This window comes from Bacillus sp. K2I17, from assembly GCF_002209985.1.
GTDB lineage: Bacteria > Bacillota > Bacilli > Bacillales > Bacillaceae_G > Bacillus_A > Bacillus_A wiedmannii.
The window spans coordinates 454,375-481,236 of the sequence record NZ_NJGF01000001.1 but is presented as its reverse complement, the minus strand read 5'-3'; the positions used below and the strand labels follow the sequence as shown (position 1 = coordinate 481,236).

Here is a 26,862-nt window from a genome sequence, read left to right as displayed (position 1 = left end):
CATACAATATGCAATAAGAGGGAAGAAGGTTAGTTTTTGAAGTAAAAACCTAAACTAAAGATGGATTTTACTTGTAGATTTCGATATAATGTAGACTTGGCTGATTTGTGCGCGCAGTAGAAATTTAGAAAGAAGGTGTAACTTATGACACAACAAACTTTTACACAGTATGATTTTAAACCATTTTTAATAGATGCAGTTCGTGAACTACGCTTTACAGAGCCGACAGGAATTCAAAAGAAAATTTTCCCGGTCGTGAAAAAAGGTGTAAGTGTAATTGGACAATCCCAAACAGGTTCTGGGAAAACACATGCATACTTACTTCCTACATTGAACAGAATTAATGCAAGTCGTGAAGAAGTACAACTTGTTATTACAGCGCCTACTCGTGAGTTAGCACAACAAATTTACGAAGAAATCGTGAAATTAACAAAGTTTTGTGCGGAAGATCAAATGATTACAGCACGTTGTTTAATTGGTGGAACTGATAAACAACGATCAATTGAAAAGTTGAAAAAACAACCTCATATTGTAGTTGGAACACCAGGACGTATTAAAGATTTAGTGGAAGCACAAGCATTATTTGTTCATAAAGCAAATACTATTATTGTCGATGAAGCAGACTTAATGCTTGATATGGGATTCATTCATGATGTAGACAAAATTGCATCACGCATGCCTAGAAACCTGCAAATGCTAGTTTTCTCTGCAACAATTCCTCAAAAACTAAAACCGTTTCTGAAGAAATATATGGAGAATCCAGAGCATATTCATATCAATCCAAAACAAGTTGCGGCTGGGAATATTGAGCATTATTTAGTACCTTCTAAACATCGTAACAAAATCGATTTAGTGAAAAAAATGTTGCTACAATTTAAACCGTATTTAGCAGTTGTTTTCACGAATACGAAGAAGATGGCGGATCAGGTTGCTGACGGATTAATGGAACGTGGCTTAAAAGTTGGACGAATTCACGGAGATTTATCACCGCGTGATCGTAAAAAAATGATGAAACAAATTCGTGATCTTGAATTCCAATATATTGTTGCAACTGATTTAGCAGCACGTGGTATTGATATTGAAGGAATTAGTCATGTTATTAACTACGAACTTCCATCAGATTTAGATTTCTTCGTTCACCGCGTTGGAAGAACAGCACGTGCGGGGCATTCAGGTATTGCAGTGACGATTTATGATCCAGCAAACGAAGAAGCGTTAGATAGTTTAGAAAAACAACGTCATATTGAGTTCAAGCATGTAGAGTTACGCGGAGATGAGTGGGCGGATTTAGGTGAACGTCGTCGTCGTAAGAGCCGTAAAAAACCAAATGATGAACTTGATGTTATGGCAACGAAAGTTATTAAAAAGCCGAAAAAAGTAAAACCAAACTATAAACGTAAACTTGCAACAGAACGTGATAAAGTGAAGAAAAAATATAGCAATAAAAAAAGATAAGGGGAGCCCCCTTATCTTTTTTTATCCGGATATTTGCGGGATAATAATCGGTGGGGAATGAAAAAACACTGATTAAAGTTTCGGTGTAGCTAGTTACAATTTGCGTAGTGTTTTAGGAACAAACAATTCGCTACATATTTCTACAAATTATGCTATCATTATATCTATTGTATATTGAAGAGGTGATTGTATGTTAAAGATTGGATCTCATGTTTCTATGAGTGGTAAGAAAATGTTATTAGCAGCAAGTGAAGAGGCTGTTTCATACGGTGCAACGACGTTTATGATTTATACAGGTGCACCGCAAAATACACGAAGAAAACCAATTGAAGAATTGAACATAGAAGCAGGAAGAAAACATATGGAACTAAACGGTATTGAGGAAATTATCGTACATGCGCCATATATTATTAATCTTGGGAATACGACGAAGCCAGAAACATTCCAATTAGGTGTAGACTTCCTTCGCATGGAAATTGAAAGAACATCGGCATTAGGTGTAGCGAAACAAATCGTTCTTCACCCAGGTGCGCACGTTGGTGCAGGAGCGGATGCTGGTATTCAACAAATTATTAAAGGGCTTAATGAAGTATTAATGCCAGAGCAGACGGTTAACATTGCGTTAGAAACGATGGCAGGAAAAGGAACAGAATGCGGTCGTAGCTTTGAAGAAATTGCAAAGATTATTGATGGTGTAAAATATAATGAAAAATTATCAGTATGCTTTGATACGTGTCATACGCACGATGCAGGATATGATATTGTAAATGATTTTGACGGCGTATTAAATAAATTTGATAAGATTGTTGGTATGGATCGTTTGCAAGTACTTCATATTAATGATAGTAAAAATGTATGCGGCGCAGGAAAGGACCGTCATGAAAATATCGGCTTCGGTCATATCGGTTATAAAGCGTTACATCATATTGTGCATCATCCGCAGTTAATGCACGTACCAAAAATTCTTGAAACGCCATATGTAGGTGAAGATAAAAAAGATAAGAAGCCACCATATAAATTAGAAATCGAAATGCTGAAAAATGGTACTTTTGATGAAGGAATTCTTGAGAAAATTAAAGCGCAATAAGCAATAAGGAGGGGATTTTCCCCTCCTTATTTTAGTAGTTGCTGAAATAAAGTATTTACTTGTTGGGCAGTAGCAGGGGAGGTTACTTTTGCTATTTGTTTTAAGAGCTCTAGCCGTTCGTCATTATCGTAAATGTTAATATTCTTTCCTTTCATAAGTAAAACAATTTGATCCGCTTGTGCAGTCGTAATAGAAACTTCATATTCTTTACTATATTTCAATAACTCTTTTGTAGAAATATGATTTAATTTTTTATTTACAAGTTGTTTAATGAGGTTCATCGAGTTATCCTCCTTCACACGTTCTTCTATCGAAATATATGAGTACGTAGCTTGTACATATTCGTATAGAGTTTCTTTTTCCATGAGAAAAAGAAGCGTATGTTATAATATAAGGACAAAACTATAGAAAAAGAGTATAAGGAGGACCTATGGAACAAAAGCAACATCGAAAAGAAAGTGTTATCCATCTTATTTATCGTTTAGTTATGATTATTTTTGGGGCAGCATGCGCAGCGGTAGCGATTGAACTATTTTTAATGCCAAATAAAATTATTGATGGTGGAATTATTGGTATTTCTCTTATATTAGATTATCTTACTCCTAATATTTGGTGGTTAAGTTTCTCTACTTTAGTCGTTATTCTCAATATCCCATTTATGTATTCAGGTTATAAGCAAATCGGGAAAACGTTCATGTTATCTTCGGCGTTCGGTATTGTAGCTTTAGCGTTTATTGAATCAACGTTACATGCTGTTCCGCCATTTACAACAGAGCCGATTTTAGCAACAGTGTTTGGTGGTCTTATTTTAGGTATTGGTGTAGGGCTCGTTATTCGCCATGGTGGATCAATGGACGGAACAGAAATTATGGGTATTTTATTAACGAAAAAATTACCTTTCTCTGTTGGCGAATTTGTAATGTTTGTGAACTTATTCATTTTTGCATGGGCAGCATTTGTATTTGGTGTTGAACAAGCTATGTATTCTGTTATGACGTACTATATCGCATTCAAAACAATTGATACAGTCATTCAAGGTTTAGATGAAACGAAAGCAGTTTTAATTGTATCGGATCAATATGAGGAAGTATCAAATGCGATTTTGCATCGTCTTGGTCGTGGAACTACAAAGCTTGTAGCGAAAGGCGGTTACACGGATAAAGAAAAAGAAGTTATTTATGCAGTTGTAACGCGTCTGGAAGTGACGAAGTTAAAATCAATTGTGTATGAAATTGATGCGAATGCGTTTGTTACGATTATGAATACACAAGAGACAAATGGTGGCAAGTTTAAATCGGCTATCCACTAGAAAATTTATCCAGTAAAAACCCTCGCCAATCGTTAGGGGATGGCCTCATCTGATTAAGGTTTCATTTTATAGGAATATTTTTCGGAAGCAGAGAATTTTTCTCTGCTTTTTGTTATAATAGTAAGGTTTCTTGAAAAAATTGATATATTTTAGGCAGATTGGTTTACAACTATAATAAGCTGTACTATAATTCAAATAGATATAAATCGGAATCATTCTGAATTAAAATAGGTGAGATGCTATGAATAATATATTAGAAATAGAAGGATTGTCATTTCGATATGAAGATCGAAATGTGTTAGAAGATATTAATTTGCAAGTTCCGAAGGGAGCTTTTTTAGGTTTAGTTGGGCCAAATGGTTCTGGGAAATCTACTTTGCTAAAATGTTTATTAGGCGTTTTAAAGCCAAAACAGGGAAGTATTCGTTTGTTTGGTGTTGACAGTAAGAAGTTTAAAGAATGGAACAAAGTCGGTTATGTGTCGCAAAAGGCAAATAGCTTTAATTCTGGTTTTCCGGCCACTGTTTTTGAAGTTGTATCAATGGGACTCGTTTCGAAAAAAGGGCTGTTTCGCTTTTTCACGAAAAACGATAAGGAAAAGGTAGAAAAAGCGATTGCTGATGTAGGGATGAGTGCGTTTCAAGGGCGCAATATCGGAGAACTTTCTGGTGGACAACAACAGCGTGTATTTATTGCTCGTGCGCTCGTTAGTGATCCTGAATTACTTATTTTGGACGAGCCCACTGTTGGAATCGATGTGAAGAATGTAGAAAGTTTTTATGAGATATTAGAGGATTTAAACAAAAGGTTAGGAATCACATTAATTCTCGTTACTCATGATATGGGAGCTGTTACAGAGAAGGTAACACATGTTGCATGCTTAAACCAACATCTACATTTCCATGGAAATGTAGAGAAGTTCCGAGAGTTAGAAGATGCAGAAATGTCCGTCTTATATGGACATCATGTTCATCGTTTAGAACACGAGCATGAGCATCACGGGAGGATATAATGATACAAGATTTTTTACAATATGACTTTTTACGGAACTCTTTATATGCAGGGATTTTAATAGGACTTGTTGCGCCGCTTATCGGTGTATTTGTTGTCATTCGCCGAATGTCGCTTATTGCGGATGCTTTAAGTCACGTGACATTATCGGGTATTGCTGCAAGTTTACTACTAGAAAAAACAATTTTCACAGGAGGATTTTTAAATCCGTTATATATGGGAATGATTTTTTCTATTGGTGGGGCGTTACTAATTGAAAAATTACGTACTGTATATAAACATTATCAAGAATTAGCAATTCCGATTATTCTTTCAGCAGGAATGGGGATTGGGGTTATTTTTATATCACTTGCAAATGGATTTAACACTGATTTATTTAGTTATTTATTTGGGAGTGTAAGTGCTGTAACAAGTACGGATTTAATAATCATCGGCATTGTAGCAATTGTTGTTATTGTAACGATCACTTTATTATACAAAGAGTTATTTTTACTATCGTTTGATGAGGAATATGCTGTATCAACCGGTTTGAGTGCAAAGTGGATTCACTTTATTTTCATTATATTGGTTGCTCTTGTTATTGCAGTATCAATGCGTGTAGTAGGGGTTCTCCTCGTATCATCATTAATGACGTTACCAGTTGCAGCAAGTATTCGTATTGCAAATGGATTTAAACAAACAATTTTCTTTTCCATTTTATTTGGTGAAATTTCAGTAATTGGTGGAATGTTTGCTTCATATCAACTTGATCTAGCACCAGGTGGTACAATTGTTATGATAGCAGTTCTTATTTTAATTGGTGCGATTTTATGGAAAAAGAAAAAAACTGCATAAAGTAGGGATAGATATGAATCTAACAGAAGCTTTACGCCTAATGAAAGATAAAGGATACAAACATACGGGGAAAAGGGAAGAAATGCTCAGGTTATTTGCAGCTCACAATCGTTATTTAACGGCGAAAGACGTTTTAGAGCATATGAAGGATGATTATCCAGGTCTTAGCTTTGATACGATTTATCGTAACTTAACGGTGTTTGCTGAAATCGGTGTTTTAGAACAAACGGAATTAAATGGTGAAAAACATTTTCGTTTTACATGTTCTATTATGGAACATCATCATCATTTTATTTGTTTAGATTGCGGGGGAACGAAAGAGATTACTTCCTGCCCGATGGATTTTATGAATAAAGATTTTAACGGTTATGAAGTAACCGGTCATAAGTTTGAAATATATGGCCGTTGTCCAAAATGTGCAAAATAAGAACTCGTCGGTTACATAACTGACGAGCTTTTTTACGTAAAAAAGAAGGTTGCCCACAAATATTGTGGCAACCTTCTTTTTATTGTTCTTGTGTTTCTTTTTCTTTTTCTCGTTCAGCAGCCATTTCAGCAGCAATTACATCAATTTCTTTTTTCAGTTCTTCTACCATTATTTCTTCTGGTACTTTACGAACAACTTGCCCTTTACGGAATAATAATCCTTCTCCACGTGCACCGGCAATACCGATATCAGCTTCACGAGCTTCACCAGGACCGTTTACAGCGCAACCAAGTACTGCAACTTTAATTGGTACTTTTAGTGTAGAGATGTATTCTTCCACCTCGTTAGCGATGCTAATTAAATCAATTTCAATACGACCACAAGTTGGACAAGAAATAAGTGTTGCTGCATTAGATGCAAGACCGAATGACTTTAATAGTTCACGCGCAACTTTTACTTCTTCAACTGGGTCAGCACTTAATGAAATGCGTAGTGTATTTCCGATGCCCTTATTTAAGATTGCGCCAAGACCAGCGGCACTTTTTACAGTTCCGGCAAATAATGTTCCGGATTCTGTAATACCTAAATGTAATGGGTAATCAAAAGCACGAGCAGCTTTTTCATATGCTTCAATTGCTAAGTTAACATCAGAGGCTTTCATAGATACGATAATATCGTGGAAATCTAAATCCTCTAAAATTTTAATGTGATGTAGGGCGCTCTCGACCATACCATCTGCAGTTGGGTATCCGTACTTTTCTAAAATGTGACGTTCTAATGAACCTGCGTTTACACCGATACGGATTGGAATACCGCGTTCTTTTGCTGCATTTACAACAGCTTCTACTTTATGGCGACGACCAATGTTACCTGGATTGATACGTACTTTATCAATGCCACCTTCAATTGCTTTTAAAGCAAGACGATAATCAAAATGAATATCAGCAACAAGTGGAATGTTGATTTGTTTTTTAATATCAGCAATAGCATTTGCTGCGCGTTCGTCTGGAACAGCAACACGGACGACTTGACAGCCAGCTTCTTCTAAACGTTTAATTTCAGCAACTGTTGCTTCAACATCATGTGTTTTTGTTGTTGTCATACTTTGTATAATTAATTCATTATTACCGCCAATTGTTAAATTACCGACTTTAACTGGACGTGTTTTTGTACGATGAGTCATTTCATTCACGAATAGATCGCTCTCCTTATAAAAGAAGTTTCTTATTTAGTCCCTCATATCAATGAAAGTATACGTGATACAGGGCTATAGAAACCGAAGTGCTCGGTTTCACTTTTACTATTGTATCAGCGCCTTTATGTAATTGACAAGGATTAAGTGATTGCTCATTGATATAACGGGAATTTATAAGACTTTCCAATTTGTATTTTTGTAGCAGATGTACTTTTGTTTAGTTGTTTAAAGTCATCAATTACCTTTTCAATGGAAGGGATTTTTTTCTTATTAATTTGTTCGGTAATAGAAAGAACTGTCTCACCTGTTTTGACTTCGATTGTTTTATAAGTTACATCTGTTTCTTTTTCTGCTTTGTTCTCTTTCTTTTGTTTTGTATCTGTATTTTCTTGCTTTATCGTTTGGGCAGCGGTTGTTTTTTTATATGAACTTAACATCGGTAAAGTGCCGATTTTTATATCGTAATAAAATATATAACCAAGAACAAGCACGAATAAGAATATACCTAATCTTTTCATATTCTTCACTCCTTTGCTAGGAATATATGCTTGTCCAAAAAAAAAATGCCTATTTAGGCATTTTTTCGTTTTTATTTTTCTTTCGGTTTTGGAACTTCTTTAATCGTTAAGTAAAGAACAATTAAAACAACTGCGATATAAATGAATGTTGAACCAGGTACAACAATTTTGAATAGATCCATAATCATAAAGAAGATTGTTGGAATTGTGTAGCTGTATGCAGTTAACGTCCATACTTGCTTATAAGATAATTTACGTTGACCACTCATAGCAGAACCTATAAACGCAAGTAAAGTAATTCCTAAGAAAGTAATAAACAATTGGAATAGATATACTAACACGCCGATAACAGCTAGTAAAATTGGATAAATACTATCGAATACAGAAATGAAATCTTGCAAGTCTTTCTTCTCAAGAGATGTCCCTAATAAATCATTATAGGAGTATGTTTGTGTTTGACCATTTCCTATAGAAACTACTTTATCTTTTAAAATAAATAAACCAGTTTTGTTTTGATATGTTTCTATATCTGTTGTATTGGGATCAAATACGAAAAGAGCATCTCCTTCTTCCTTTAGAATAGGTTGTTCAATATCTGCTTTTAGTTCACCGTTTTCGATTTTAAAATCAGGTAAATCTTTTTCAATTGCTTGATTTACCATGGTAACACTATCTTGAATAAAGCTGCCGTAAAAGAATGTTCTTGGAATAGTAGTGATTAGACAAAGTAGCATAATATACAAAATGGTTTTTCCGATTTTTTGAAAACGGAATAACGCCATATCTTTAGGCGAATATACGCTTTTTGCTAATTGGGTAAATATGGACATAGATTCACTTCCTTTATGTATGTATAAAATCATTGTAACGTAGGAATCTAGAGAATCTCAAGATATATTATATTTACATATAGTGGAGATAACTAAATTTCTTTTTATTAATTTTCTTCTTTTATATGAGAAAAATACAATTGACACTTTTCTTTGCCATATGGTAAATTTATCTTACATTTCTTAAAGGATATATCCGATAGGAATTCCTTTATTTGATATGTTGTTACACACATAATTGTGGACCCTTAGCTCAGCTGGTTAGAGCAGACGGCTCATAACCGTCCGGTCGTAGGTTCGAGTCCTACAGGGTCCATATCCATTTCGCATGTTTATTATGTCAGTGGGAAGCTTCCTTGTAGAAGGGAGCTTTTTTTACGGAATATATGAGCATTTTAATTGAAAAGAAGTGGGATTTTTGCTACGTTAATGATAGCAAGACAATGTGATTTATTTGTTTGCACCCTATGGCAATTAGGGTAGAATGAAGTTGTATGTCACTTAAGTGGCAATACATAAACTGGGAGGAATATAACAATGGCAAAACACGAATTACCAAATTTACCTTATGCGTATGATGCTTTAGAGCCTCACTTTGACAAAGAAACAATGAACATCCATCATACAAAACATCATAACACTTACATTACAAACTTAAACGCTGCTTTAGAAGGTCATGCAGAATTAGCTGACAAAAGCGTAGAAGAATTAGTTGCAAACTTAAACGAAGTACCAGAAGCAATCCGTACAGCAGTACGTAACAATGGTGGCGGACATGCTAACCATACATTCTTCTGGACAATCTTATCTCCAAACGGCGGCGGACAACCAGTAGGCGAACTTGCAACTGCAATTGAAGCGAAATTCGGTAGCTTCGATGCATTCAAAGAAGAATTCGCAAAAGCTGGCGCAACTCGTTTCGGTTCTGGTTGGGCTTGGTTAGTAGTAAACAATGGTGAGTTAGAAGTAACAAGCACGCCAAACCAAGATTCTCCTCTAACTGAAGGTAAAACTCCAGTTGTAGGTTTAGATGTTTGGGAACATGCTTACTACTTAAATTACCAAAACCGTCGTCCTGACTACATCGGTGCATTCTGGAACGTTGTAGATTGGAACGCTGCTGAAAAACGTTACCAAGAAGCAAAATAATTGTAATAACGATAGAAAAAGCTAGGAGAATGCTCCTAGCTTTTTTCTATGCTTTCCTTTTACATAATTGGGCTTGTCTTTGGAAGACTAGAACATGAAGTAAAGGAGAGTTGTGTATGAAGTGGAAACATATAATTGGTGACGTTGAAGTGAATCGGGATTTAGTGTTGTTGCTCCTTATTGGAGGTTTATACACGCTCGCAATTTCTTTATCGAATACGTTTGTTAACATTTATTTATGGAAACAGACACAAAATTATGTGAATCTTGGCTTGTATAATTTGGCCAGCGTTGTATTACAGCCTCTCACATTTCTTATAGGTGGGAAATTAGCGAAGCGTATTGATCGCTCAATCTTGTTACGAATAGGCGTAGGCACGTTAGCTATTTTTTTTATCGTTGTTTTAGTAGCGGGAAAAAGCGCTTCTCACTATATTTTATTAATGGGGGCTCTTTTAGGAGTCGGATATGGTTTTTACTGGCTCGCGTTTAACTTATTAACATTTGAGATTACAGAACCAGAAACAAGAGATTTCTTTAATGGGTTTCTTGGACTTCTTACATCCTTCTCTGGCATGATTGGACCGATAGCAGCTGGATACACAATTTCACGTATGGAAAAATGGAGTGGCTATACGGTCATATTCTTTCTTTCGTTAGTGTTATTTGCAATTGCTGTTATTTTAAGCTTTTTTGTATCTAAGAGAGAATGTGAAGGACGGTATGAAATTGTACAAGTATTGAAAGAGCGGCAGATTGATAAAAATTGGGGAAGAATTACACGTGCTCATTTTTTCCAAGGGTTGAGAGAGGGAACGTTTATTTTTGTGATTTCCGTGTACGTGTATTTAGCGACGGATAGCGAACTCGCCTTAGGAAAATATAGCTTAGTAAATTCTGCTGTATCATTTGTATGTTACTACTTAGTCACTCGTATGTTAAAGAAAGAGTGGCGGAAAAAAGCAATTTTGCTTGGAGGCATTATTTTATATGCTGTCGTATTTTTAGTTATATTCAACGTTACATACGCAAAATTACTTATTTATGCAGCGTGTATTGCGGTTGCATACCCTATTTTGCTTGTTCCGTACGGGTCCATGACATATGATGTAATTGGCAGAGCAAAAAATGCGAGAGAGTGGCGTGTAGAGTATGTAGTTGTCCGAGAATTATGGTTAAATGCAGGAAGGATTTGCTCGATTTTAAGTTTTTTATGTGCTGTACTATTCTTTCCGCCCGAAAAAAGTTTACCTTACTTATTATGTATTTTAGGTGCAGGACATTTTCTTATTTATTTTGCAGTTAAAAATGTCAAATATGATGAGGGAAATGCAAGTAAAACAAGTGTTGTAACGCAAGCAAATGCGCAGAATCAAACAGAACCAGAAGGTTAACTTCTCGGTTGTTTTATGCTAGAATAGAAAAAGATGTAAGACAGCAGTGAGGACACCTGTATGAAGGTGTCCCTTTCACATTACATAGCTGTTGGTAGAGGGGGTTTGTATGAGCAAGAAGCAGAAACAACAAAAGAAAAAGACTCACGTTCCTTTTCGGTTAAACGTGCTGTTTTTCTGCGTGTTTTTAATGTTCTCCGCGGTTATTGTAAGGCTTGGTTATGTACAAATTGTTCGCGGTGAGGAATATAAGAATGAAGTGGAGAGGAAAGAGAACTCGACGATAAGTAATCCTGTACCACGTGGGAAAATATTTGACCGTTATGGGCGAGCTGTAGTAGATAATGCAGCTGTACGTACGATTACATTTACAAAAATGAAAGGATCAACTGCAGAGGCTCGCTTAGAAACAGCGAAAAAGCTGGCAGATTTGATTGAAGTACCGACAGATAAATTAACAGATCGTGATAAAAAAGATTATTGGCTTGCTATGCATAAAGAGGAAGCGAAAGAAAAAATTACGAATAAAGATCGTCAAGAGTTAAAAGATAAAAAAATTGACGATAAAGAATTAGATGAGCGTCAACGAAGTCGCGTGACAGAAGAAGAAGTGAATCAATTATCCGCAAAAGATTTAGAAATACTAGCGATTAAAAGCAAAATGGACGGCGGATATGCAATGACACCACAAGTTATAAAAAAAGATGCTACACCAGAAGAATATGCGATTATTAGTGAAAACCTAGCAGCATTACCAGGCGTAGATACGAATGTTGATTGGGATCGAAAATATACGTATGATGATTTATTCCGAAGTGTACTTGGCGGGGTGTCAACGTCTGATGAAGGTTTACCGAGAGAAAGACTAGATTACTATCTTGTTCGTGATTATAATCGAAATGAACGAGTAGGAAAAAGTTATCTTGAACAGCAATATGAAGATAGTTTGCACGGTACGAAAGCGGAAGTGAAAAATATTACAGATAAAAACGGTAATATTTTAGAAACGATTAATGTATCAAAAGGGCAAAGTGGTAATGATTTGAATTTAACAATTGATATGGAATTACAAAAGCGTGTAGAAGAAATTATCACTAAAAGTTTATTGAAATATAAAGGTGGGCAACCTCTTTTAGATCGTGCATTCGTTGTAATGATGAATCCGAAAAATGGTGAAGTTTTATCTATGGCAGGGAAACAGTTAGTGAATGAAAATGGCGAAACGAAAGTACAAGATTTCGCATTAGGAACGATGACAAGTTCTTATCCGATGGGATCAACTGTAAAAGGCGCGACAATACTTACTGGATATCAAACAGGCGCGATTCAACCAGGTTCAGTTCAACTCGATGAACCAATTGTATTAAAAGGACCGCTAAAAAAATCGTCTTGGAAGACGATGGGATATATTAATGACCTTACAGCGTTAAAAATGTCTTCAAACGTTTATATGTTTAAAACAGCGATGAATATTGCTGGTGTTCCCTATGTAAGAGGCGGTACGTTAGATATAAAACAAAAATCATATGATACGATGCGTTACTATTTCGGTCAATTTGGACTTGGTGTAAAAACTGGCATTGATTTACCGAATGAAACGGCTGGACAAAGAGGTAGAACAGATCATATGCCAGGTTTCTTATTGGATTTATCAATTGGACAGTATGATACGTATACACCACTTCAATTAGCACAATATGTTTCAACAATTGCAAATGGTGGTTACCGTATGCAGCCGCAAGTTGTAAAAGAAATTCGTCAACCGGCAGTGAAACCAGATGAAGTTGGAAAAGTTGTTCATTCAATGGAACCGAAAGTACTAAACCGTGTAGATATGCCTGAATCACAAATTAAACGTGTTCAGGAAGGATTTAGACAAGTATTTAACGATACAGGTGGTACAGCTGCGAAATACTTTACAGGTGCACCGTATAAAGCTGCTGGTAAAACAGGTACAGCCGAAACTGTGTATGGCGGAGATAAAGAGATTGGTAGAAATGCAAAAGGTGAGCGCAAAGAGACATATAACTTAACGTTAGTAGGTTATGCGCCATTTGAAGACCCTGAAGTAGCATTTTCTGTTGTTGTACCTTGGGTAGATGATAAATCAGGTATTAATGGATATATTAGCCGTGACATTATGGACGCGTACTTTGATTTGAAAAAGGTAGAAAATGGCGAAGCTACAAAAGATGAAATAGATAAGAAAAATAAAGAGCAAGATGATGAATAAAAAAGTTGTAAAAAAAGCACACTATCTGAAAAGATAGTGTGCTTTTTTTTATGGTTCATGCATACGTTTTAATAAAATGGACAAGCGTATCATAGCGGAAAATTAAGGGGCCTCATAAATGATACTTATGCATCTTTCTGGAGGATAACGGTTTTATGGACCAATCATCAGTGAAGATGAACAATGGCTACGGATTAGAATTTCACCTAATGTTGATTCTTGTGGAACTTTACAAAACTTTTACAAACAATTAAAACCGAATTAATAGTTTAGCAGTATTCTTATATCTGTAATCCTGTTATTTCCGGTTACTTCTAGGAGGAAGAACACGTGAAATGGATAAGTGCATCGATTAAAGTTTTCATATTGTCGACATGTTTCTTTTATGTTGGCACGTCTACTGCATTTGCTGTGAATGAAATGGGAGAAGTGAGAGTTGATGGATCCTCAACAGTTTTTCCTATTATAGAAGCGGTAGCGGAGGAATATACAAAGGTGCATCCAAACGTGAAAATTTCCATCAGTGTTTCTGGAACAGGAGGAGGATTTAATCGTTTCAGTAAAGGAGAAGTAGATATAAATAATGCTTCGAGAGCAATGAAACAAGTGGAAGAAAATGAGATGAAAAAAAACTCCATTCAGTTTACACCGTTTGAAGTCGCTTACGATGGCCTTACGATCGTTGTGAGTCGCCAAAATACTTGGGTAGACAATATGACGGTAGACGAGTTACGTCTATTATGGAGTGAAGATGGAAGCGAAAAGCGATGGTCACAAATTCATTCATCATGGCCACGTGAACAGGTGAAGTTTTATGCGCCAGGTGTAGACTCTGGTACGTATGATTATTTTCAAAATGTCATCTTACAAAATAGTCGCATTGTAAAAAAAGTCTCTTTGTCTGAAGATGATCAAGTTATTATGCAAGGGGTAATGAATGATAAAAATGCCATTGCTTTTGTAGGATATGCTTATTATATGGCCAATCGAGATAAGGTGAGAGCAATAAAAGTGAATGGTGTACTTCCGACAAAAGATACCATTCAATCAGGTAAGTATAAGCCATTATCTAGGCCGTTATTTGCTTATGTAAATGATGCATCTATCCGAAATGAAATGAATGTAGCAAATTATATTGAGTTTATGATTCAGCATGTAGGTAATCTTGCTGAAGAGGTTGGATATGTAAAATTACCAAAAGAAAAATACAATGAACAGCTGCGGATGTTAACAGAAACAAAAAGGTAATGTCAGGGTGGAAAGGGGTTTTCATCTTTGGCTCATAATGACAAAAGTCAAATTACATTTTCTGTACAACATTTGATTGAAAGAAATACAAAACAAAGAAAAAAAACGCAGCGAATCAATCGAATCGTTCCATTATTACTAAAAATAATTGCTAGCGTATCTATTGTAACGACACTTGGAATTATTTTTACATTGGCAAATGAAACATTGATGTTTTTTCAAAAAATACCATTACTCTCCTTTTTGACGGGAAAAGAATGGTTACCTTTTTTTGAAGATCCTAAATTCGGTATATTACCACTTATATGTGGAACGTTCCTTGTAACAGGAATTGCCATGCTCGTAGCAATTCCTATCGGTTTAGCCTGTGCCGTATTTTTAAGCGAATATGCTTCAAACGGTGCAAGGAAAGTATTAAAACCGATGTTAGAACTATTAGCAGGTATTCCGACAATTGTATATGGTTTTTTTGCATTAACAGTTGTCACACCACTTTTACAACGGATTATACCAGATTTACAGTTTTTTAATGCGATCAGTCCAGGTATTGTTATTGGCTTTATGATGATACCTACAATTGCATCTCTATCTGAAGATGCGATGAGAGCTGTAGCGAAAGGAACGAAAGAAGCTTCGTTAGCACTTGGAGCAACTCGGTTTGAGATGGTAAAACAAGTCGTGTTTCCTTCGGCTTTTACAGGGATTATGGCAGCGATCATATTAGCTGTTTCCAGGGCAATTGGTGAAACGATGATAGTTGTAATTGCAGCGGGATCTACACCGAATGTATCGCTCGATCCGACACACTCTATTCAAACGCTAACAGCCTATATTGTGCAAGTGAGTTTAGGTGATGCTCCGCATGGAACAATTACGTATTACAGCATGTATGCTGTAGGCGCAACTTTATTCTTATTTACTTTTATCATGAACATCATTTCGCAGTCTATTATGCGCCGCTTTAGGAGGGTGACATAATATGCGAATGTTGAATCATAAAAAAATACAAGAGAATATGGCATCACGCTTTTTAAAAGACCGAGTTTACAAATTGTTATTTTATATAGCAATTTTGTTTTCAATAGTAATACTGCTTATTTTACTTTTTCAAATTTTTGAAAAAGGTATAAGTTACCTTTCGTTAGATTTCTTTACAAACTTCGCTTCGCGTAATCCGAAAGAAGCTGGGATTGCTGCAGCTTTGTCAGGAACAATATTATTTATGAGTATTGTTATACCGGTCTCCTTTATATTTGGAGTCGGAACTGCTCTTTATTTAGAGCAATATGCGAAGGAATCTATATTTAAAAAGGTAATAGAAATTAATAATCAAACGTTAGCAGGAGTACCTTCCGTTGTATTTGGATTACTCGGCTTAACTATTTTTGTATATGCTCTTCATTTAGGTGAGAGTATTATTGCGGCGGCACTGACGATGAGTTTACTCGTTTTACCGACAGTTGTTGTAGCGAGTCAAGAAGCGATACGATCTGTATCAAGTTCATTATTAGAAGCCTCTTACGGATTAGGTGCTACGAAGTGGCAAACGATGTATCAAATTGTATTGCCATCTGCTTTCCCAGGAATTATAACGGGTTGTACGTTAGCGATATCAAGGGCGATCGGAGAAGCGGCACCGCTATTAGTTATCGGGGCACTTGCATTTGCAAATTATGTTCCATTTAGTATGTTTGATAGATTTACAGTTTTACCAATTCAAATTTTTAATTGGATGAGTAGACCGCAAGAAGAATTTCAGTACGTAGCAGCTGCTGGGATGATTGTTTTGTTAGGTTTATTACTCTTTATCAATATATTTGTCTTATGGTTACGAAATCGAAAATAAGTTGGAAATGGATGAAAGGGGAATTCAAATGGTAGCAACAGTAGTAAATGTACAGGTGAAAAACGAGGAGAAAATCGAGACTGCACTAAAGAAAGTAGTATTTGATACGAAAAACTTAAATTTATGGTACGGAGAAGACCATGCTTTAAAAGATATTAACTTAAGCATTCATGAGAATGAAGTTACAGCAATTATCGGGCCAAGTGGTTGTGGTAAATCAACGTACTTAAAAACATTAAATCGTATGGTAGAGTTAGTACCAATCGTGCGAACTACAGGTGTAATTGAATACAGAGAGCGCAATATATTTGAAAAATCATACCCAGTTGAAGAATTAAGAACTCATGTGGGAATGGTGTTCCAAAAGCCAAACCCATTTCCGAAATCTATTTATGAAAATGTAGCATATGGCCCGAAAATTCATGGTATTCGTGATAAAAAAACATTGGATGAAATTGTTGAAAAAAGTTTACGTGGAGCAGCGATTTGGGATGAGTTAAAAGATCGTTTGCATGATAATGCATACGGTTTATCTGGTGGACAGCAACAGCGTCTATGTATCGCACGTTGTTTAGCAATTGAACCAGACGTTATTTTAATGGATGAGCCAACATCGGCACTAGATCCAATTTCAACATTAAAAGTAGAAGAATTAATTCAAGAGTTAAAGAAAGACTTTAGTATTGTGATCGTAACGCATAACATGCAACAAGCAGCACGTATTTCAGACAAAACTGCTTTCTTCTTAAGTGGAGAAGTTGTGGAATATACAGATACAAATAAATTATTTACGACACCTTCAGATAAGCGTACAGAAGACTATATTACAGGCCGATTCGGTTGATATCGTTGCAAGGCTAAGAGCAAATACCCTCTTAACAGAGGGTATTTCTTATTTTTACCTCATTTAATTAGAGAAGTAATACTTCTCCTATCTTAAGGCTTATTACAAGTAGGCTAGGTAGGAGATCTATATATAATGGCACATAATATTGAGGGGGAAGAAACAATGGTAAGAGAACAGTTTCAATGTGATTTAAAAATGTTACAGCTAAAGGTGATTGAGCTTGGAGAGCTAGCGAGGGAAGCATTATTGCTTGCTATGGAAGGTCTTCATAAAAGGGATGTAGAGAAAGCGTTAGAGGTAATAGATGGTGATTATCGTATGGATAATTTAGAAGAGGAAATAAATGATCTTGCGCTTATGCTTATTACGAAGCAGCAACCTGTAGCAAGTGATTTAAGAAGGATTTTCATTTCAATTAAAACAGCGACAGATTTAGAGCGTATTGCAGATCATGCTGTTAATATTGCGAAATCAACAATTCGTCTTGGGGAAAAAGAGGTGGTTGTGAGTTTGCACAATCTTGATGAAATGTTTGCAATTGCAAATAAGATGCTACAGTTAGCGCTAGAAGCATATGAGCAAGAAAATTTAACTTTTGCGAAACAAATTGCCGAAATGGATGATTCAGTTGATGAAATATATGGGAAAGCGATTCGTGAATTTATATCTTCAGTTCCAGAACAACCAGAAGCAATTACACAAATTACACAATTATCCTTTGTGGCGAGATATATCGAGCGTGTAGCAGATCATATTACAAATATTGCTGAAAATGTTTTTTATTTAGTAAAAGGAAAGCATTACTTATTAAATGAATAAAGAAAAAGGCAGGTGAAACATCACCTGCTTTTTTTAGTCAAAACATGACAAAAAAAGCTCGTTGTTTCCTTTAGTTTATGATGATAAGATGTATCATAATATAATGGAAAAAATAGGACATATATGTTTTTCACTTATTAAGGGATATTTTACTAAGTTAATGGTAAACGCTTTCTTTTGTGGTGTTGAAAAGGTACATGTATATAGACAGTTTTACCGCCTGTAAAAGCCCGAGTGGTCAGGGCTAATAATCAGTGGGAGATGCACAAAATCCCTACTAATTAAAGTTTCATTTTATACTGCTAGTTAATGCGGGGTAGATAATATACATATCGTATATGAAGTTACTGATCATTATATAAGTGGAGGCTGAAGTATATGAAGGGGGTTATTTTAGCTGGAGGAAAAGGACGACGCCTTAGACCATTAACATGTAATACTCCAAAGCCGATGTTACCGTTATTAGAAAAGCCAGTTTTGGAATACAATATTGAATTATTACGTCAGCATGGGATTCGTGAAATTGCAATTACTGTTCAGTATATGAGTACGGCCATTAAGCAATATTTTGGAGACGGTAGCAAATGGGGAGTTAACTTGTACTACTTTGAAGATTCTCCCCCGCTTGGAACCGCAGGGAGTATTAAACAAGCGGAAACATTTTTAGATGAAACGTTTGTTGTGATAAGCGGGGATGCGTTAACTGATTTTCAATTATCAGAAGGAATTACGTTTCATGAACAAAAGAAAAGAATGGTAACTATGTTTGTAAAGGAAGTAGAAAACCCACTCTCATTCGGTTTAGTTGTAATGAACAAAGAACAAGAGGTTACACGATATATAGAAAAACCGAGCTGGAATGAAGTAGTCTCTAATATTGTGAATACAGGTATATATATTATGGAGCCAGAAATTTTTTCTTACATACCGCCCCGAGAGTTTTTCGATTTCAGTCAAGATGTGTTTCCGCTCTTGGCAAATAAGAACGCGTTATTTGCATATTTGTCAGAAGGTTATTGGTTAGATATCGGTACATTTGATCAATATCGACAAGCACAATTTGATTTGTTAACGAAAAAATTGCAAGTACCTATTCCTTACACGGAAGTATTGCCGATGGTATGGATGGGGGAAGGTGTGACGATTGGAAAAGGAACGAAAATTCACGGTCCTTCTTTTATTGGAGAAGGAGCAAAGATTGGTGTTGGAGCTGTAATTGAGCCATACTCTATTATCGGGAAAAATAGTGTTGTTTCAAGTTATTCTCATCTTCAAAAAAGTATTGTTTTTGCAAATGCGCACATTGGTCAGTATTGCGAGCTATTAGAAACGACCATAGGAGAGCATACAATGGTGGAAGATGACGTTACACTGTTTCAAAAAAGCATTGTAGCGGATCATTGTCATATAGGGAAAAGTACGGTAATTAAGCAAAAGGGAAAACTATGGCCATATAAGGCGATTGACAGCTATTCAGTAGTAGGATCGGCTGGTGTTCAAGAAAGTGAAAAGAGTGCAGGATGGTTGCAAAAAAGCCGCATTGTAGGAAGAGGTAATGTTGAAATCACTCCTCAATTTATTGTGAAGGTTGCGATGGCGTATGGATCTCTTTTTGCCAAAGGAGAAAGTATATTAATTGGGAGTCAAGAACATATAGAAACGACTTCTTATAAAAATCTCTTTCTTCATGCGATTCATGGTATCGGGATTCATACGATGGAATGCAAAGAAATAAACGAGTCACTTTTTCAGTATAGCATTCAGGATTTACAATGTGCAGGTGGGGTTTTCATTCAAGTGGAAAACGAAAAAGAGGTTGTTATAAAGTTATATGGTAAGGAGGGGGTACAATTAACGTATAAGCAGCAAAAAGCGATAGAACAAGTATATATGTCTGAGTCGTTTTATTACGTATGTGAGAAAGAAATGGGGCGGAATAAGCTAGTCCACGTTTCTTTACATGATTATATAGAGGCTGTATTAGAGCGCGTTGATATTGAGAAAATACAAAAACAAAAGTTTCATCTTCTTATTAATAAGAGGAATGATATGTTACAACATTTATTGATGCTCTTTTTACAAAGGCTCGGATGCACAGTTACATGGATTTATGCGGGCGAACAAAAGGATCATGTGAAAGCTTTGATGAAATCAAGCAAAGCAAATATGGCACTTATGTTTTCAGAGCAAGGAAATTATTTCGAGTTATATGATAATCATAGTAATATTTACCAAGGAACAGATTTTGAAGAGGTAGATATTCCAGATTTATTACTTGAATCAGCAGGAAATATTTACCCGATGTCTTTGAAATTAGGCGAATGTTACCTTCTATTTTATACGCAGGATGAAAAAAAGTCGTTTCAAGCGAGATGGAAGCGAGATATTTTATATCGAATTGGAAAATTATTCGAGTTAATAGCATTGCAGGGGAAAACATTTCTCAGCATAGTAGAGCAATCACCGCCGCTTTATCTACTTTGTGATGAAGTTGTATGTTCATGGAATGAAAAAGGAAAAGTAATGAGGAAATTATTGGCTGATATGGAAAGAAAGGAAGAAGGTATATTTGAAGGAGTACAGTTCAGATATACCGAAAAAGAGTGGTCTTATATCGTTTCTGACACAAAACAACCGAAATTTTTAGTGTATTCGCATGCCAGAAACCCAGTAATAGCAAGGGAAAACATGAAAAATCTTATAGAAAAAATTAGACAATATCAAAAGGTGTAGAATTTTTATTTTAAAAGTGGTATTATAGTATAGTCTGATTTAAGTTATTAGTACTGGAGGGAATAAGAATGCGTGTGAATATTACTCTAGCATGTACAGAATGCGGAGATCGTAACTATATCTCAAAGAAAAACAAACGTAACAACGCTGAGCGTATCGAGCTTAAAAAGTATTGCAAGCGTGACAAGAAGTCTACGTTACACCGTGAAACAAAGTAAGCAGTAGGAATATTTTCCTACTGTTTCTTTTTTTATTCGATTCCTCTGTTAAAAGTGATACACTATCATCGTAGAGAAAAGTATCACTGTGAGGGGGAAAGTGTGTGAGAGAAGAGAAAGTACGTTTACGTAAACAAATAATAGAGCACATGAATTCTTTATCAGAAGAACGGTATACAACTTTATCAGAGCAAATTGCATTTTCGTTGTATGCGCAAAAAGAGTGGGTTGAAGCTAAAACAGTTGGAATCACTCTCTCAATGGAAAATGAAGTGAATACATATGCTATTATCGAAAAAGCTTGGGAAGAAGGAAAGAAAGTTGTTGTTCCAAAGTGTAATAAAGAAACACGAACAATGTCTTTCCGGCAAATTAGTAATTTTGATCAATTAGAAATAGTGTATATGAATTTACGTGAACCAATTCCAGCGCGTACGGAAGAAGTGAATGCAGATGACATTGATCTTCAAATCGTGCCAGGTGTAGCTTATACAGAGCGAGGAGAACGGATTGGATATGGCGGTGGGTATTATGATCGTTATCTCTTGCATTATAAAGGGAAAACGCTATCATTAGCTTATAGTTTTCAAATAGTAGAACATATTCCAGTAGAGCCGTTTGATAAAAACGTAGAAAAAATTATTACAGAAAAAGGAACAATGGTTAAAAATGGGCTTGTATAGACAAATAAAAATTGACGAGACTTTTTCTTCTTGATTATAATAAAATATGTGAACGTTTTCTTATTATAATTTTTTATAGTAAGTGAGCATAGAGGGTGATAAAATGGTATCTATTTATGATATTCAGCAATTGCTAAAGAAATTTGGTACGATTATTTATACGGGTGATCGAATTGCAGATTTACAATTAATGCAAGATGAATTGCGTGAATTAAATCAATCACAGTTAATCGATCCACAAGACTATCAAACAGCTTTATTTTTATTGAAGCAAGAAATTCAAAAAGAGCTAAATAAGAATTAGATAAAGGTAGGTAAGCAACATGGAAGAGAAATGGTTAGTTGGGGTTGACCTTGGTGGTACAACAATTAAATTAGCATTTATTAATGTGTACGGTGAAATTTTACATAAGTGGGAAATCCCTACGAATACAAATGAGCAAGGAAAACATATTACGCTTGATGTAGCGAAAGCTATTGATAAAAAGTTAGAAGAGTTAGGTGAATTGAAAAGCAAGTTAATCGGTATTGGTATGGGAGCTCCTGGTCCTGTACACGTGGCGTCTGGAATGATTTATGAAGCGGTCAATTTAGGATGGAAAAACTATCCGTTAAAAGATTTATTAGAAGTAGAAACAGGATTACCTGTTGTTATTGATAATGATGCAAACTTAGCGGCGCTTGGTGAAATGTGGAAAGGTGCTGGTGAAGGAGCAAAAGATTTAATCTGTATGACACTTGGCACTGGTGTTGGTGGTGGTGTAATCGCCAATGGTGAGATTGTACACGGCGTAAGCGGAGCTGCTGGTGAGATTGGACATATTACAGTAGTTACAGAGAATGCTTTCCCATGTAATTGCGGGAAGTCTGGTTGCTTAGAAACTGTAGCATCTGCAACGGGTATTGTGCGTGTTGCTATGCAAAAAATACAAGAGACTAATAAAGAGAGTGTTCTACGTTCTATGTTAGCAGAAGAAGGGCGTATTACATCAAAAGATGTGTTTGAAGCACTTGGACAAGGTGACGAGCTAGCAGGCGAAGTAGTAGAAAAAGTAGCTTCTTATTTAGGGTTAGCTGTAGCGAACCTTGCTAGTACGTTGAACCCAGAGAAAATTGTTATTGGCGGGGGCGTGTCTAAAGCTGGAGATGCACTATTAGAGCCAATTCAACGTTATTTCGAGCAATATGCTTTCTCACGTGCTGTAAAGAGCACAAAGTTAGCGATTGCAATACTTGGTAATGATGCAGGTGTTATCGGAGGAGCTTGGCTTGTAAAAAAGCACAAATACGAAGCGAAGATGGTATAAGTTGTGAAATATGAAAAGAGGAAGGGGAAACCCTTCCTCTTTTTGTGTGAAATCTTGATGAAGAATAACATGTAAATGAATTAAGCTGCTGGTGGGTACCCGTTATATAGAACAGTCATGATCGTAAACCATCCGAAAACGAGTACAGTTGCAATTGCAAAGCCGCCCGCGAATAAGTTTTTTTCGCGAAGAGTTCTAAGCGTAGCGAATACAGCTAACAGAGTGACTAGCGCAAAAATAATAACAAGGCCCATACAATATCCTCCTCTGTCTACCCATTCCTCAATATGAGTTTTTAGAATATTAACTCTTTTATATTGTACATGTTTTAAAAATGATTGTCGAGATAGCATCCTTTCTTTTCCTAAGAGAAAAAAATGTTGTATCATTGAAAGTAAGTTTAATAATTGGAGGAGATTTTCATATGAAATGGATACAAATGCCGTTAGGCCCATTACAAACGAATGCTTATATTTTAACGAATGATCAAAATGAGTGTATTATCTTTGATCCTGGTCACGAAGGAGAGAAGCTCGTTACATATTTACAAGAAGAACAATTAAAGCCACTTGCTGTTTTATTAACACATGCTCATTTTGATCATATTGGTGCTGTTGACGCGGTAAGAGACGCTTTTCATATTCCTGTGTACGTACATAAAGAAGAAGCAGATTGGTTAGGCGATGCAACTGTAAATGGCTCTCAAATTTTTATGATGAATCGCAGTATTACAGCAAAACCAGCAGATCATATTATTAATGCAGAAGGTGCATTAGCAATTGGTTCATTTAATTTTGAGATTTTTGAGACGCCAGGACATTCTCCAGGCAGTATTTCTTATTATTGTAAAGAGGCGAATGCTGTATTTTCTGGTGATGTATTGTTCCAAATGAGCATCGGAAGAACAGATTTACCCGGTGGAAGTTTTGCTGAATTGATTGGAAGTATTGAAGAAAAATTATTTGTATTACCAGATGAAACAGCGGTGCTATGTGGACATGGTCCAGAAACAAGCATTGGTTTTGAAAAAGAAAATAATCCATTTTTACAGTAAGGAGCTAGTATGGAGATGGAGCTCATTTTAAAAGAATGGATGGAGAAAGAGAAGGATTATTCAATTTCATATAGTACGTATATGAACCTCGTATTGTACACAGAGGGACATGGCTATTATATGAAGGAACGTGAAAAAATTGGAAGACAAGGGGATTTTTTTACAAGTAGCAACGTATCCTCTGTTTTTGCAAAAACATTTGCTAAGTTTTTTATTCGTCTTGTTGAAAATGGTGAAGTTGCTCCGAATATTTGTGAGATTGGTGGGGGAACAGGAAGGTTTGCCTATGATGTTTTACAAGAGTGGAAGCAAGTATCTCCAAAAACCTTTATTGATTTAAACTATTCAATGATTGAAATGAGCCCTTTTCATAGAAACTTACAGCAGAAAAATCTTTGTTCGTTTTCTAATGTGTCGTATTATACGTCGCATAGTGAAATGGGAGAATCATTCGAAGGGATTCTTTTTTCGAATGAGTTATTTGATGCATTTCCTGTTGAAGTAATTGAGAAGAGAAATGGAATATTGTATGAAGTACGCGTTACGTACACAGAGGAAGGGAAACTCGCAGAAGTATGTAGACCGCTACAGAAAAATATTGGTCGATACTTATTGAAATATAATATTCATCTTGCTGAAGGTCAGCGTTTTGAAGTGCCACTTGCGATGGAAGAATATATAGTAGAAATTGCGAAATGGTTTCAACGAGGTGTATGTATTACCGTTGATTATGGATACACAAAAGAAGAATGGATGCATCCTGCACATCAAGAAGGAAGTTTACGAGGATATTACGAGCATAAGTTAATCCGTAATCCTTTAGAGCATCCAGGTGAAATGGATCTTACTACTCATATTCATTGGGACGAACTGAAAGAGATGTTTAGCCTGCAAGGCATGAATATAGTATGGCATAAGAAGCAATCTGAGTTTTTGTTAGCAGCAGGAATATTAGATCAGCTTACGGGTCACCAAGATCGAAATCCTTTTTCTGAAACTCAAAAACAAAATCGTGCAGTTCGTTCTATGATTTTGAGCGGAGGATTAGGGAGTGCATTTGATGTTGTGATACATACGAAACATATGCAACAGTTACACTTGGATCAGTATTTGAAAATATAAAAAAACAAGACACAGCATATTTCTGTGTCTTGTTTTTTAATACGACTTTTTAATTATGTAGCATCATATATTTCCTCTCATGATATATATTTATATTAAAGATATGAGATAAAAAATATAAAATACGCCCTTTTTCTCTGTTTATGAGCTCTTAACCTAATAATACGCGAACGAGTTGAATAATTGTCTCGTTTTCTACTTTGTAATAAATTTCCAATCCTTTTCTTTCACTTGAAACGATTTTAGCACTTTTTAATTTTGCTAAATGCTGTGAAATTGTAGATTGTGGCATGTTTAAGCCAGTGTACATTGTAGAAACGTTGCTTGGACCACGTTCAATTAATCCTTTTACAATACATAAGCGAACAGGATGAGCAAGTACTTTCAATAATTCTGCATTGCTTTCATATAGTTCTATTTCTTTTTGAAAGGTTTCTAACATGTTCTTTTCCACCTCCGTGTGAGCTGTTATACCATACTATACATACCAAAAAATTAAAGAAAAGGAAACAGTTGTTGCAGAAAAAAAGTCCTAAAGTAAAGAAATTGTAAGAAAAGAGACCCTGATGTAAATAAAGTAGATAAATTTGCATGGTTTTGTAAAATGACATTTTTGGGCGAAAATTTCGATGCGTTTTAAAAATTGAAAGATATAGATATATTTGTAACACAATTTTATCATGATTTTCTTATTCTTTCAAATGAATATACAAAATTTTTAAAATAATAAGAAAAAGGAATTATAATGTTATATATAGAATATAAAACAGGTTAAAAGAAAGGAAGCTGAATATAGTCAGCTTCTTTATGGTGATAACAAAATATTTGAGTATAGCTGATAAATTTTAGAATTACCAAGACATTAGTTATATATTCTAGAGTTCATCTTTTATCAGCTTTAAAAATCTGCGGTTCCATATGTTCTCATAAAAATCAATTGTCTCTTTTGCGGACATAAATGGATTATTTAACGTAGAGGTTGCTTTCTGTACCATGAAGTTTTCGTATTCTAGTCCATGGGAAAATTTAATCGTAGCATCCATACAGTACTCTGTTTGGGCACCACAAAATTCAATACGGTGTACAGATAATTGTTCTAAAATCTCTTTCAAGTTTGTTTTATAAAATGAATTGGCATGTGTTTTTCTTACAAAAAAATCTTGGTCCTGAACATCTAGATCAGCATGAATAGCCCAAAGTTCTTTTTCGGGTACTAAATCATCGTCACAATGTTGAATAAAAATGATTGGTTTATTTGATTTTCTGTATGAAGAAATTCTTTTATTTACTTTTGTAAGTAAATTTTGTAAATCGAATAAATGCTCTTCGCTATAACATACTCCATTTTGTAAATCGATAACGATTAAAACATCTGCACAAGTATCCATTATTTTTGCCCCCTTTTTTACTTCTTAATATATCAATTAATTCATTATTTAGAAATAGATGGTGCTCTTTTGTTTTTTTATGGACTATACGAAAAGTAAAAAATATACTTAACGGTATAAAAAAGAAGATATGAAAACTTAATTTCATATCTTCT

The 26,862-nt window shown here is 35.4% G+C and carries 28 protein-coding genes and 1 tRNA gene; 22 read left to right on the top strand and 7 right to left on the bottom strand.

Annotated elements, in window-relative coordinates; translation table 11 throughout:
• Positions 1–144: 144 nt before the first annotated feature.
• Positions 145–1,455 (top strand): DEAD/DEAH box helicase, encoded by a 1,311-nt coding sequence (locus CER22_RS02745; protein ID WP_088608154.1) that lies wholly within the window; start codon positions 145–147, stop codon positions 1,453–1,455.
• A 190-nt stretch (positions 1,456–1,645) separates the two neighbouring features.
• Complete coding sequence (locus tag CER22_RS02740) at positions 1,646–2,542, top strand: deoxyribonuclease IV (RefSeq protein ID WP_088064422.1); 897 nt, start codon at positions 1,646–1,648, stop codon at positions 2,540–2,542.
• Between the two features lie 26 nt (positions 2,543–2,568).
• Here CER22_RS02740 and CER22_RS02735 read toward each other — a convergent pair whose 3' ends face one another.
• Complete coding sequence (locus CER22_RS02735; protein WP_001048965.1) at positions 2,569–2,823, bottom strand: DUF2624 domain-containing protein; 255 nt, start codon at positions 2,821–2,823, stop codon at positions 2,569–2,571.
• Between the two features lie 149 nt (positions 2,824–2,972).
• Here CER22_RS02735 and CER22_RS02730 point away from each other — a divergent pair, with 149 nt between their 5' ends.
• The 4 genes from CER22_RS02730 (at position 2,973) to CER22_RS02715 (ending at position 6,123) form a co-directional block, all read left to right on the top strand.
• Positions 2,973–3,851 carry a YitT family protein gene (locus CER22_RS02730; RefSeq protein WP_000435955.1) on the top strand — a complete coding sequence of 293 codons (879 nt, stop codon included), beginning with the start codon at positions 2,973–2,975 and terminating at the stop codon, positions 3,849–3,851.
• A gap of 241 nt (positions 3,852–4,092) precedes the next feature.
• Positions 4,093–4,863, top strand: coding sequence for a metal ABC transporter ATP-binding protein (locus tag CER22_RS02725; RefSeq protein WP_001059648.1), 771 nt, complete (start codon positions 4,093–4,095; stop codon positions 4,861–4,863).
• Positions 4,863–5,696, top strand: coding sequence for a metal ABC transporter permease (locus tag CER22_RS02720; RefSeq protein ID WP_088608153.1), 834 nt, complete (start codon positions 4,863–4,865; stop codon positions 5,694–5,696). The genes CER22_RS02725 and CER22_RS02720 overlap by 1 nt, the downstream gene beginning before the upstream one ends.
• A 13-nt stretch (positions 5,697–5,709) precedes the next feature.
• Positions 5,710–6,123 (top strand): Fur family transcriptional regulator, encoded by a 414-nt coding sequence (locus CER22_RS02715; RefSeq protein WP_001054512.1) that lies wholly within the window; start codon positions 5,710–5,712, stop codon positions 6,121–6,123.
• 79 nt (positions 6,124–6,202) lie between these two features.
• Here the strand turns inward: CER22_RS02715 and ispG are convergent, their stop codons facing one another.
• From ispG to CER22_RS02700, 3 genes are all read right to left on the bottom strand, one after another.
• Entirely contained in the window at positions 6,203–7,306 is a 1,104-nt protein-coding gene (gene ispG / locus CER22_RS02710; protein WP_075308387.1) for a flavodoxin-dependent (E)-4-hydroxy-3-methylbut-2-enyl-diphosphate synthase, read from the bottom strand.
• Between the two features lie 164 nt (positions 7,307–7,470).
• Positions 7,471–7,836, bottom strand: a complete 366-nt coding sequence (gene yqfZ / locus CER22_RS02705) for a protein YqfZ (RefSeq protein WP_048541536.1) — start codon at positions 7,834–7,836, stop codon at positions 7,471–7,473.
• Positions 7,837–7,907: 71 nt separating this feature from the next.
• The gene (locus CER22_RS02700) at positions 7,908–8,666 is read right to left on the bottom strand and encodes a DUF1189 domain-containing protein (protein WP_000021902.1); all 759 of its coding nucleotides are present in this window, start codon (positions 8,664–8,666) and stop codon (positions 7,908–7,910) included.
• A gap of 242 nt (positions 8,667–8,908) precedes the next feature.
• Between CER22_RS02700 and CER22_RS02695 the strand changes: the two genes are divergently transcribed.
• The 14 genes from CER22_RS02695 (at position 8,909) to glcK (ending at position 23,143) form a co-directional block, all read left to right on the top strand.
• Positions 8,909–8,982, top strand: a tRNA-Ile gene (locus tag CER22_RS02695).
• Positions 8,983–9,203: 221 nt separating this feature from the next.
• On the top strand, positions 9,204–9,815 hold the full coding sequence (gene sodA / locus CER22_RS02690; RefSeq protein WP_001052034.1) for a superoxide dismutase [Mn]: 612 nt from the start codon (positions 9,204–9,206) through the stop codon (positions 9,813–9,815).
• A 116-nt stretch (positions 9,816–9,931) separates the two neighbouring features.
• Positions 9,932–11,209, top strand: a complete 1,278-nt coding sequence (locus CER22_RS02685) for an MFS transporter (RefSeq protein WP_000871369.1) — start codon at positions 9,932–9,934, stop codon at positions 11,207–11,209.
• Positions 11,210–11,318: 109 nt separating this feature from the next.
• A complete protein-coding gene (locus tag CER22_RS02680; RefSeq protein WP_088123409.1) occupies positions 11,319–13,442 on the top strand; it encodes a peptidoglycan D,D-transpeptidase FtsI family protein in 2,124 nt (707 codons plus the stop codon).
• Between the two features lie 330 nt (positions 13,443–13,772).
• A complete protein-coding gene (phoX, locus tag CER22_RS02675; protein ID WP_088608152.1) occupies positions 13,773–14,690 on the top strand; it encodes a phosphate ABC transporter substrate-binding protein PhoX in 918 nt (305 codons plus the stop codon).
• Between the two features lie 27 nt (positions 14,691–14,717).
• Positions 14,718–15,668: a phosphate ABC transporter permease subunit PstC gene (gene pstC / locus CER22_RS02670; RefSeq protein ID WP_088123407.1), complete on the top strand. Its 951-nt coding sequence runs from the start codon at positions 14,718–14,720 to the stop codon at positions 15,666–15,668.
• A 1-nt stretch (position 15,669) separates the two neighbouring features.
• On the top strand, positions 15,670–16,536 hold the full coding sequence (pstA, locus tag CER22_RS02665; RefSeq protein ID WP_060488268.1) for a phosphate ABC transporter permease PstA: 867 nt from the start codon (positions 15,670–15,672) through the stop codon (positions 16,534–16,536).
• A 28-nt stretch (positions 16,537–16,564) separates the two neighbouring features.
• Complete coding sequence (gene pstB, locus CER22_RS02660; RefSeq protein ID WP_088123406.1) at positions 16,565–17,380, top strand: phosphate ABC transporter ATP-binding protein; 816 nt, start codon at positions 16,565–16,567, stop codon at positions 17,378–17,380.
• 165 nt (positions 17,381–17,545) lie between these two features.
• Positions 17,546–18,202, top strand: coding sequence for a phosphate signaling complex protein PhoU (phoU, locus tag CER22_RS02655; RefSeq protein WP_088082409.1), 657 nt, complete (start codon positions 17,546–17,548; stop codon positions 18,200–18,202).
• Positions 18,203–18,580: 378 nt separating this feature from the next.
• Complete coding sequence (locus CER22_RS02650) at positions 18,581–20,935, top strand: sugar phosphate nucleotidyltransferase (protein ID WP_088608151.1); 2,355 nt, start codon at positions 18,581–18,583, stop codon at positions 20,933–20,935.
• 68 nt (positions 20,936–21,003) lie between these two features.
• Positions 21,004–21,153 carry a 50S ribosomal protein L33 gene (gene rpmG / locus CER22_RS02645; RefSeq protein ID WP_001265616.1) on the top strand — a complete coding sequence of 50 codons (150 nt, stop codon included), beginning with the start codon at positions 21,004–21,006 and terminating at the stop codon, positions 21,151–21,153.
• A gap of 104 nt (positions 21,154–21,257) precedes the next feature.
• The gene (locus CER22_RS02640; protein ID WP_088123404.1) at positions 21,258–21,836 is read left to right on the top strand and encodes a 5-formyltetrahydrofolate cyclo-ligase; all 579 of its coding nucleotides are present in this window, start codon (positions 21,258–21,260) and stop codon (positions 21,834–21,836) included.
• A 103-nt stretch (positions 21,837–21,939) separates the two neighbouring features.
• Positions 21,940–22,140 carry a YqgQ family protein gene (locus CER22_RS02635; RefSeq protein ID WP_000253699.1) on the top strand — a complete coding sequence of 67 codons (201 nt, stop codon included), beginning with the start codon at positions 21,940–21,942 and terminating at the stop codon, positions 22,138–22,140.
• A 19-nt stretch (positions 22,141–22,159) separates the two neighbouring features.
• Entirely contained in the window at positions 22,160–23,143 is a 984-nt protein-coding gene (gene glcK, locus CER22_RS02630; protein ID WP_000391711.1) for a glucokinase, read from the top strand.
• 80 nt (positions 23,144–23,223) lie between these two features.
• Here the strand turns inward: glcK and CER22_RS02625 are convergent, their stop codons facing one another.
• Complete coding sequence (locus tag CER22_RS02625; protein ID WP_000524847.1) at positions 23,224–23,397, bottom strand: DUF2759 domain-containing protein; 174 nt, start codon at positions 23,395–23,397, stop codon at positions 23,224–23,226.
• A 170-nt stretch (positions 23,398–23,567) separates the two neighbouring features.
• Between CER22_RS02625 and CER22_RS02620 the strand changes: the two genes are divergently transcribed.
• Together CER22_RS02620 and CER22_RS02615 are read left to right on the top strand one after the other, a co-directional pair.
• Positions 23,568–24,197 (top strand): MBL fold metallo-hydrolase, encoded by a 630-nt coding sequence (locus tag CER22_RS02620; protein ID WP_000871245.1) that lies wholly within the window; start codon positions 23,568–23,570, stop codon positions 24,195–24,197.
• Between the two features lie 9 nt (positions 24,198–24,206).
• On the top strand, positions 24,207–25,319 hold the full coding sequence (locus CER22_RS02615) for a class I SAM-dependent methyltransferase (protein WP_088123403.1): 1,113 nt from the start codon (positions 24,207–24,209) through the stop codon (positions 25,317–25,319).
• Between the two features lie 151 nt (positions 25,320–25,470).
• Here CER22_RS02615 and CER22_RS02610 read toward each other — a convergent pair whose 3' ends face one another.
• Together CER22_RS02610 and CER22_RS02605 are read right to left on the bottom strand one after the other, a co-directional pair.
• Positions 25,471–25,761 (bottom strand): ArsR/SmtB family transcription factor, encoded by a 291-nt coding sequence (locus CER22_RS02610; protein WP_000894375.1) that lies wholly within the window; start codon positions 25,759–25,761, stop codon positions 25,471–25,473.
• Between the two features lie 433 nt (positions 25,762–26,194).
• Positions 26,195–26,707, bottom strand: a complete 513-nt coding sequence (locus CER22_RS02605; protein ID WP_088608150.1) for a cysteine hydrolase family protein — start codon at positions 26,705–26,707, stop codon at positions 26,195–26,197.
• Between the last annotated feature and the right edge of the window lie 155 nt (positions 26,708–26,862).

Excerpts from the sequence above, each read along its gene's own strand:
- CER22_RS02745 (WP_088608154.1), top strand. The coding sequence starts at position 145 with ATGACACAACAAACTTTTACACAGTATGATTTTAAACCATTTTTAATA.
- CER22_RS02740 (WP_088064422.1), top strand. The coding sequence starts at position 1,646 with ATGTTAAAGATTGGATCTCATGTTTCTATGAGTGGTAAGAAAATGTTA.
- CER22_RS02735 (WP_001048965.1), bottom strand. The coding sequence starts at position 2,823 with ATGAACCTCATTAAACAACTTGTAAATAAAAAATTAAATCATATTTCT.
- CER22_RS02730 (WP_000435955.1), top strand. The coding sequence starts at position 2,973 with ATGGAACAAAAGCAACATCGAAAAGAAAGTGTTATCCATCTTATTTAT.
- CER22_RS02725 (WP_001059648.1), top strand. The coding sequence starts at position 4,093 with ATGAATAATATATTAGAAATAGAAGGATTGTCATTTCGATATGAAGAT.
- CER22_RS02720 (WP_088608153.1), top strand. The coding sequence starts at position 4,863 with ATGATACAAGATTTTTTACAATATGACTTTTTACGGAACTCTTTATAT.
- CER22_RS02715 (WP_001054512.1), top strand. The coding sequence starts at position 5,710 with ATGAATCTAACAGAAGCTTTACGCCTAATGAAAGATAAAGGATACAAA.
- ispG (WP_075308387.1), bottom strand. The coding sequence starts at position 7,306 with ATGACTCATCGTACAAAAACACGTCCAGTTAAAGTCGGTAATTTAACA.
- yqfZ (WP_048541536.1), bottom strand. The coding sequence starts at position 7,836 with ATGAAAAGATTAGGTATATTCTTATTCGTGCTTGTTCTTGGTTATATA.
- CER22_RS02700 (WP_000021902.1), bottom strand. The coding sequence starts at position 8,666 with ATGTCCATATTTACCCAATTAGCAAAAAGCGTATATTCGCCTAAAGAT.
- sodA (WP_001052034.1), top strand. The coding sequence starts at position 9,204 with ATGGCAAAACACGAATTACCAAATTTACCTTATGCGTATGATGCTTTA.
- CER22_RS02685 (WP_000871369.1), top strand. The coding sequence starts at position 9,932 with ATGAAGTGGAAACATATAATTGGTGACGTTGAAGTGAATCGGGATTTA.
- CER22_RS02680 (WP_088123409.1), top strand. The coding sequence starts at position 11,319 with ATGAGCAAGAAGCAGAAACAACAAAAGAAAAAGACTCACGTTCCTTTT.
- pstA (WP_060488268.1), top strand. The coding sequence starts at position 15,670 with ATGCGAATGTTGAATCATAAAAAAATACAAGAGAATATGGCATCACGC.
- pstB (WP_088123406.1), top strand. The coding sequence starts at position 16,565 with ATGGTAGCAACAGTAGTAAATGTACAGGTGAAAAACGAGGAGAAAATC.
- phoU (WP_088082409.1), top strand. The coding sequence starts at position 17,546 with ATGGTAAGAGAACAGTTTCAATGTGATTTAAAAATGTTACAGCTAAAG.
- CER22_RS02650 (WP_088608151.1), top strand. The coding sequence starts at position 18,581 with ATGAAGGGGGTTATTTTAGCTGGAGGAAAAGGACGACGCCTTAGACCA.
- rpmG (WP_001265616.1), top strand. The coding sequence starts at position 21,004 with ATGCGTGTGAATATTACTCTAGCATGTACAGAATGCGGAGATCGTAAC.
- CER22_RS02635 (WP_000253699.1), top strand. The coding sequence starts at position 21,940 with ATGGTATCTATTTATGATATTCAGCAATTGCTAAAGAAATTTGGTACG.
- glcK (WP_000391711.1), top strand. The coding sequence starts at position 22,160 with ATGGAAGAGAAATGGTTAGTTGGGGTTGACCTTGGTGGTACAACAATT.
- CER22_RS02625 (WP_000524847.1), bottom strand. The coding sequence starts at position 23,397 with ATGGGCCTTGTTATTATTTTTGCGCTAGTCACTCTGTTAGCTGTATTC.
- CER22_RS02620 (WP_000871245.1), top strand. The coding sequence starts at position 23,568 with ATGAAATGGATACAAATGCCGTTAGGCCCATTACAAACGAATGCTTAT.
- CER22_RS02615 (WP_088123403.1), top strand. The coding sequence starts at position 24,207 with ATGGAGATGGAGCTCATTTTAAAAGAATGGATGGAGAAAGAGAAGGAT.
- CER22_RS02610 (WP_000894375.1), bottom strand. The coding sequence starts at position 25,761 with ATGTTAGAAACCTTTCAAAAAGAAATAGAACTATATGAAAGCAATGCA.
- CER22_RS02605 (WP_088608150.1), bottom strand. The coding sequence starts at position 26,707 with ATGGATACTTGTGCAGATGTTTTAATCGTTATCGATTTACAAAATGGA.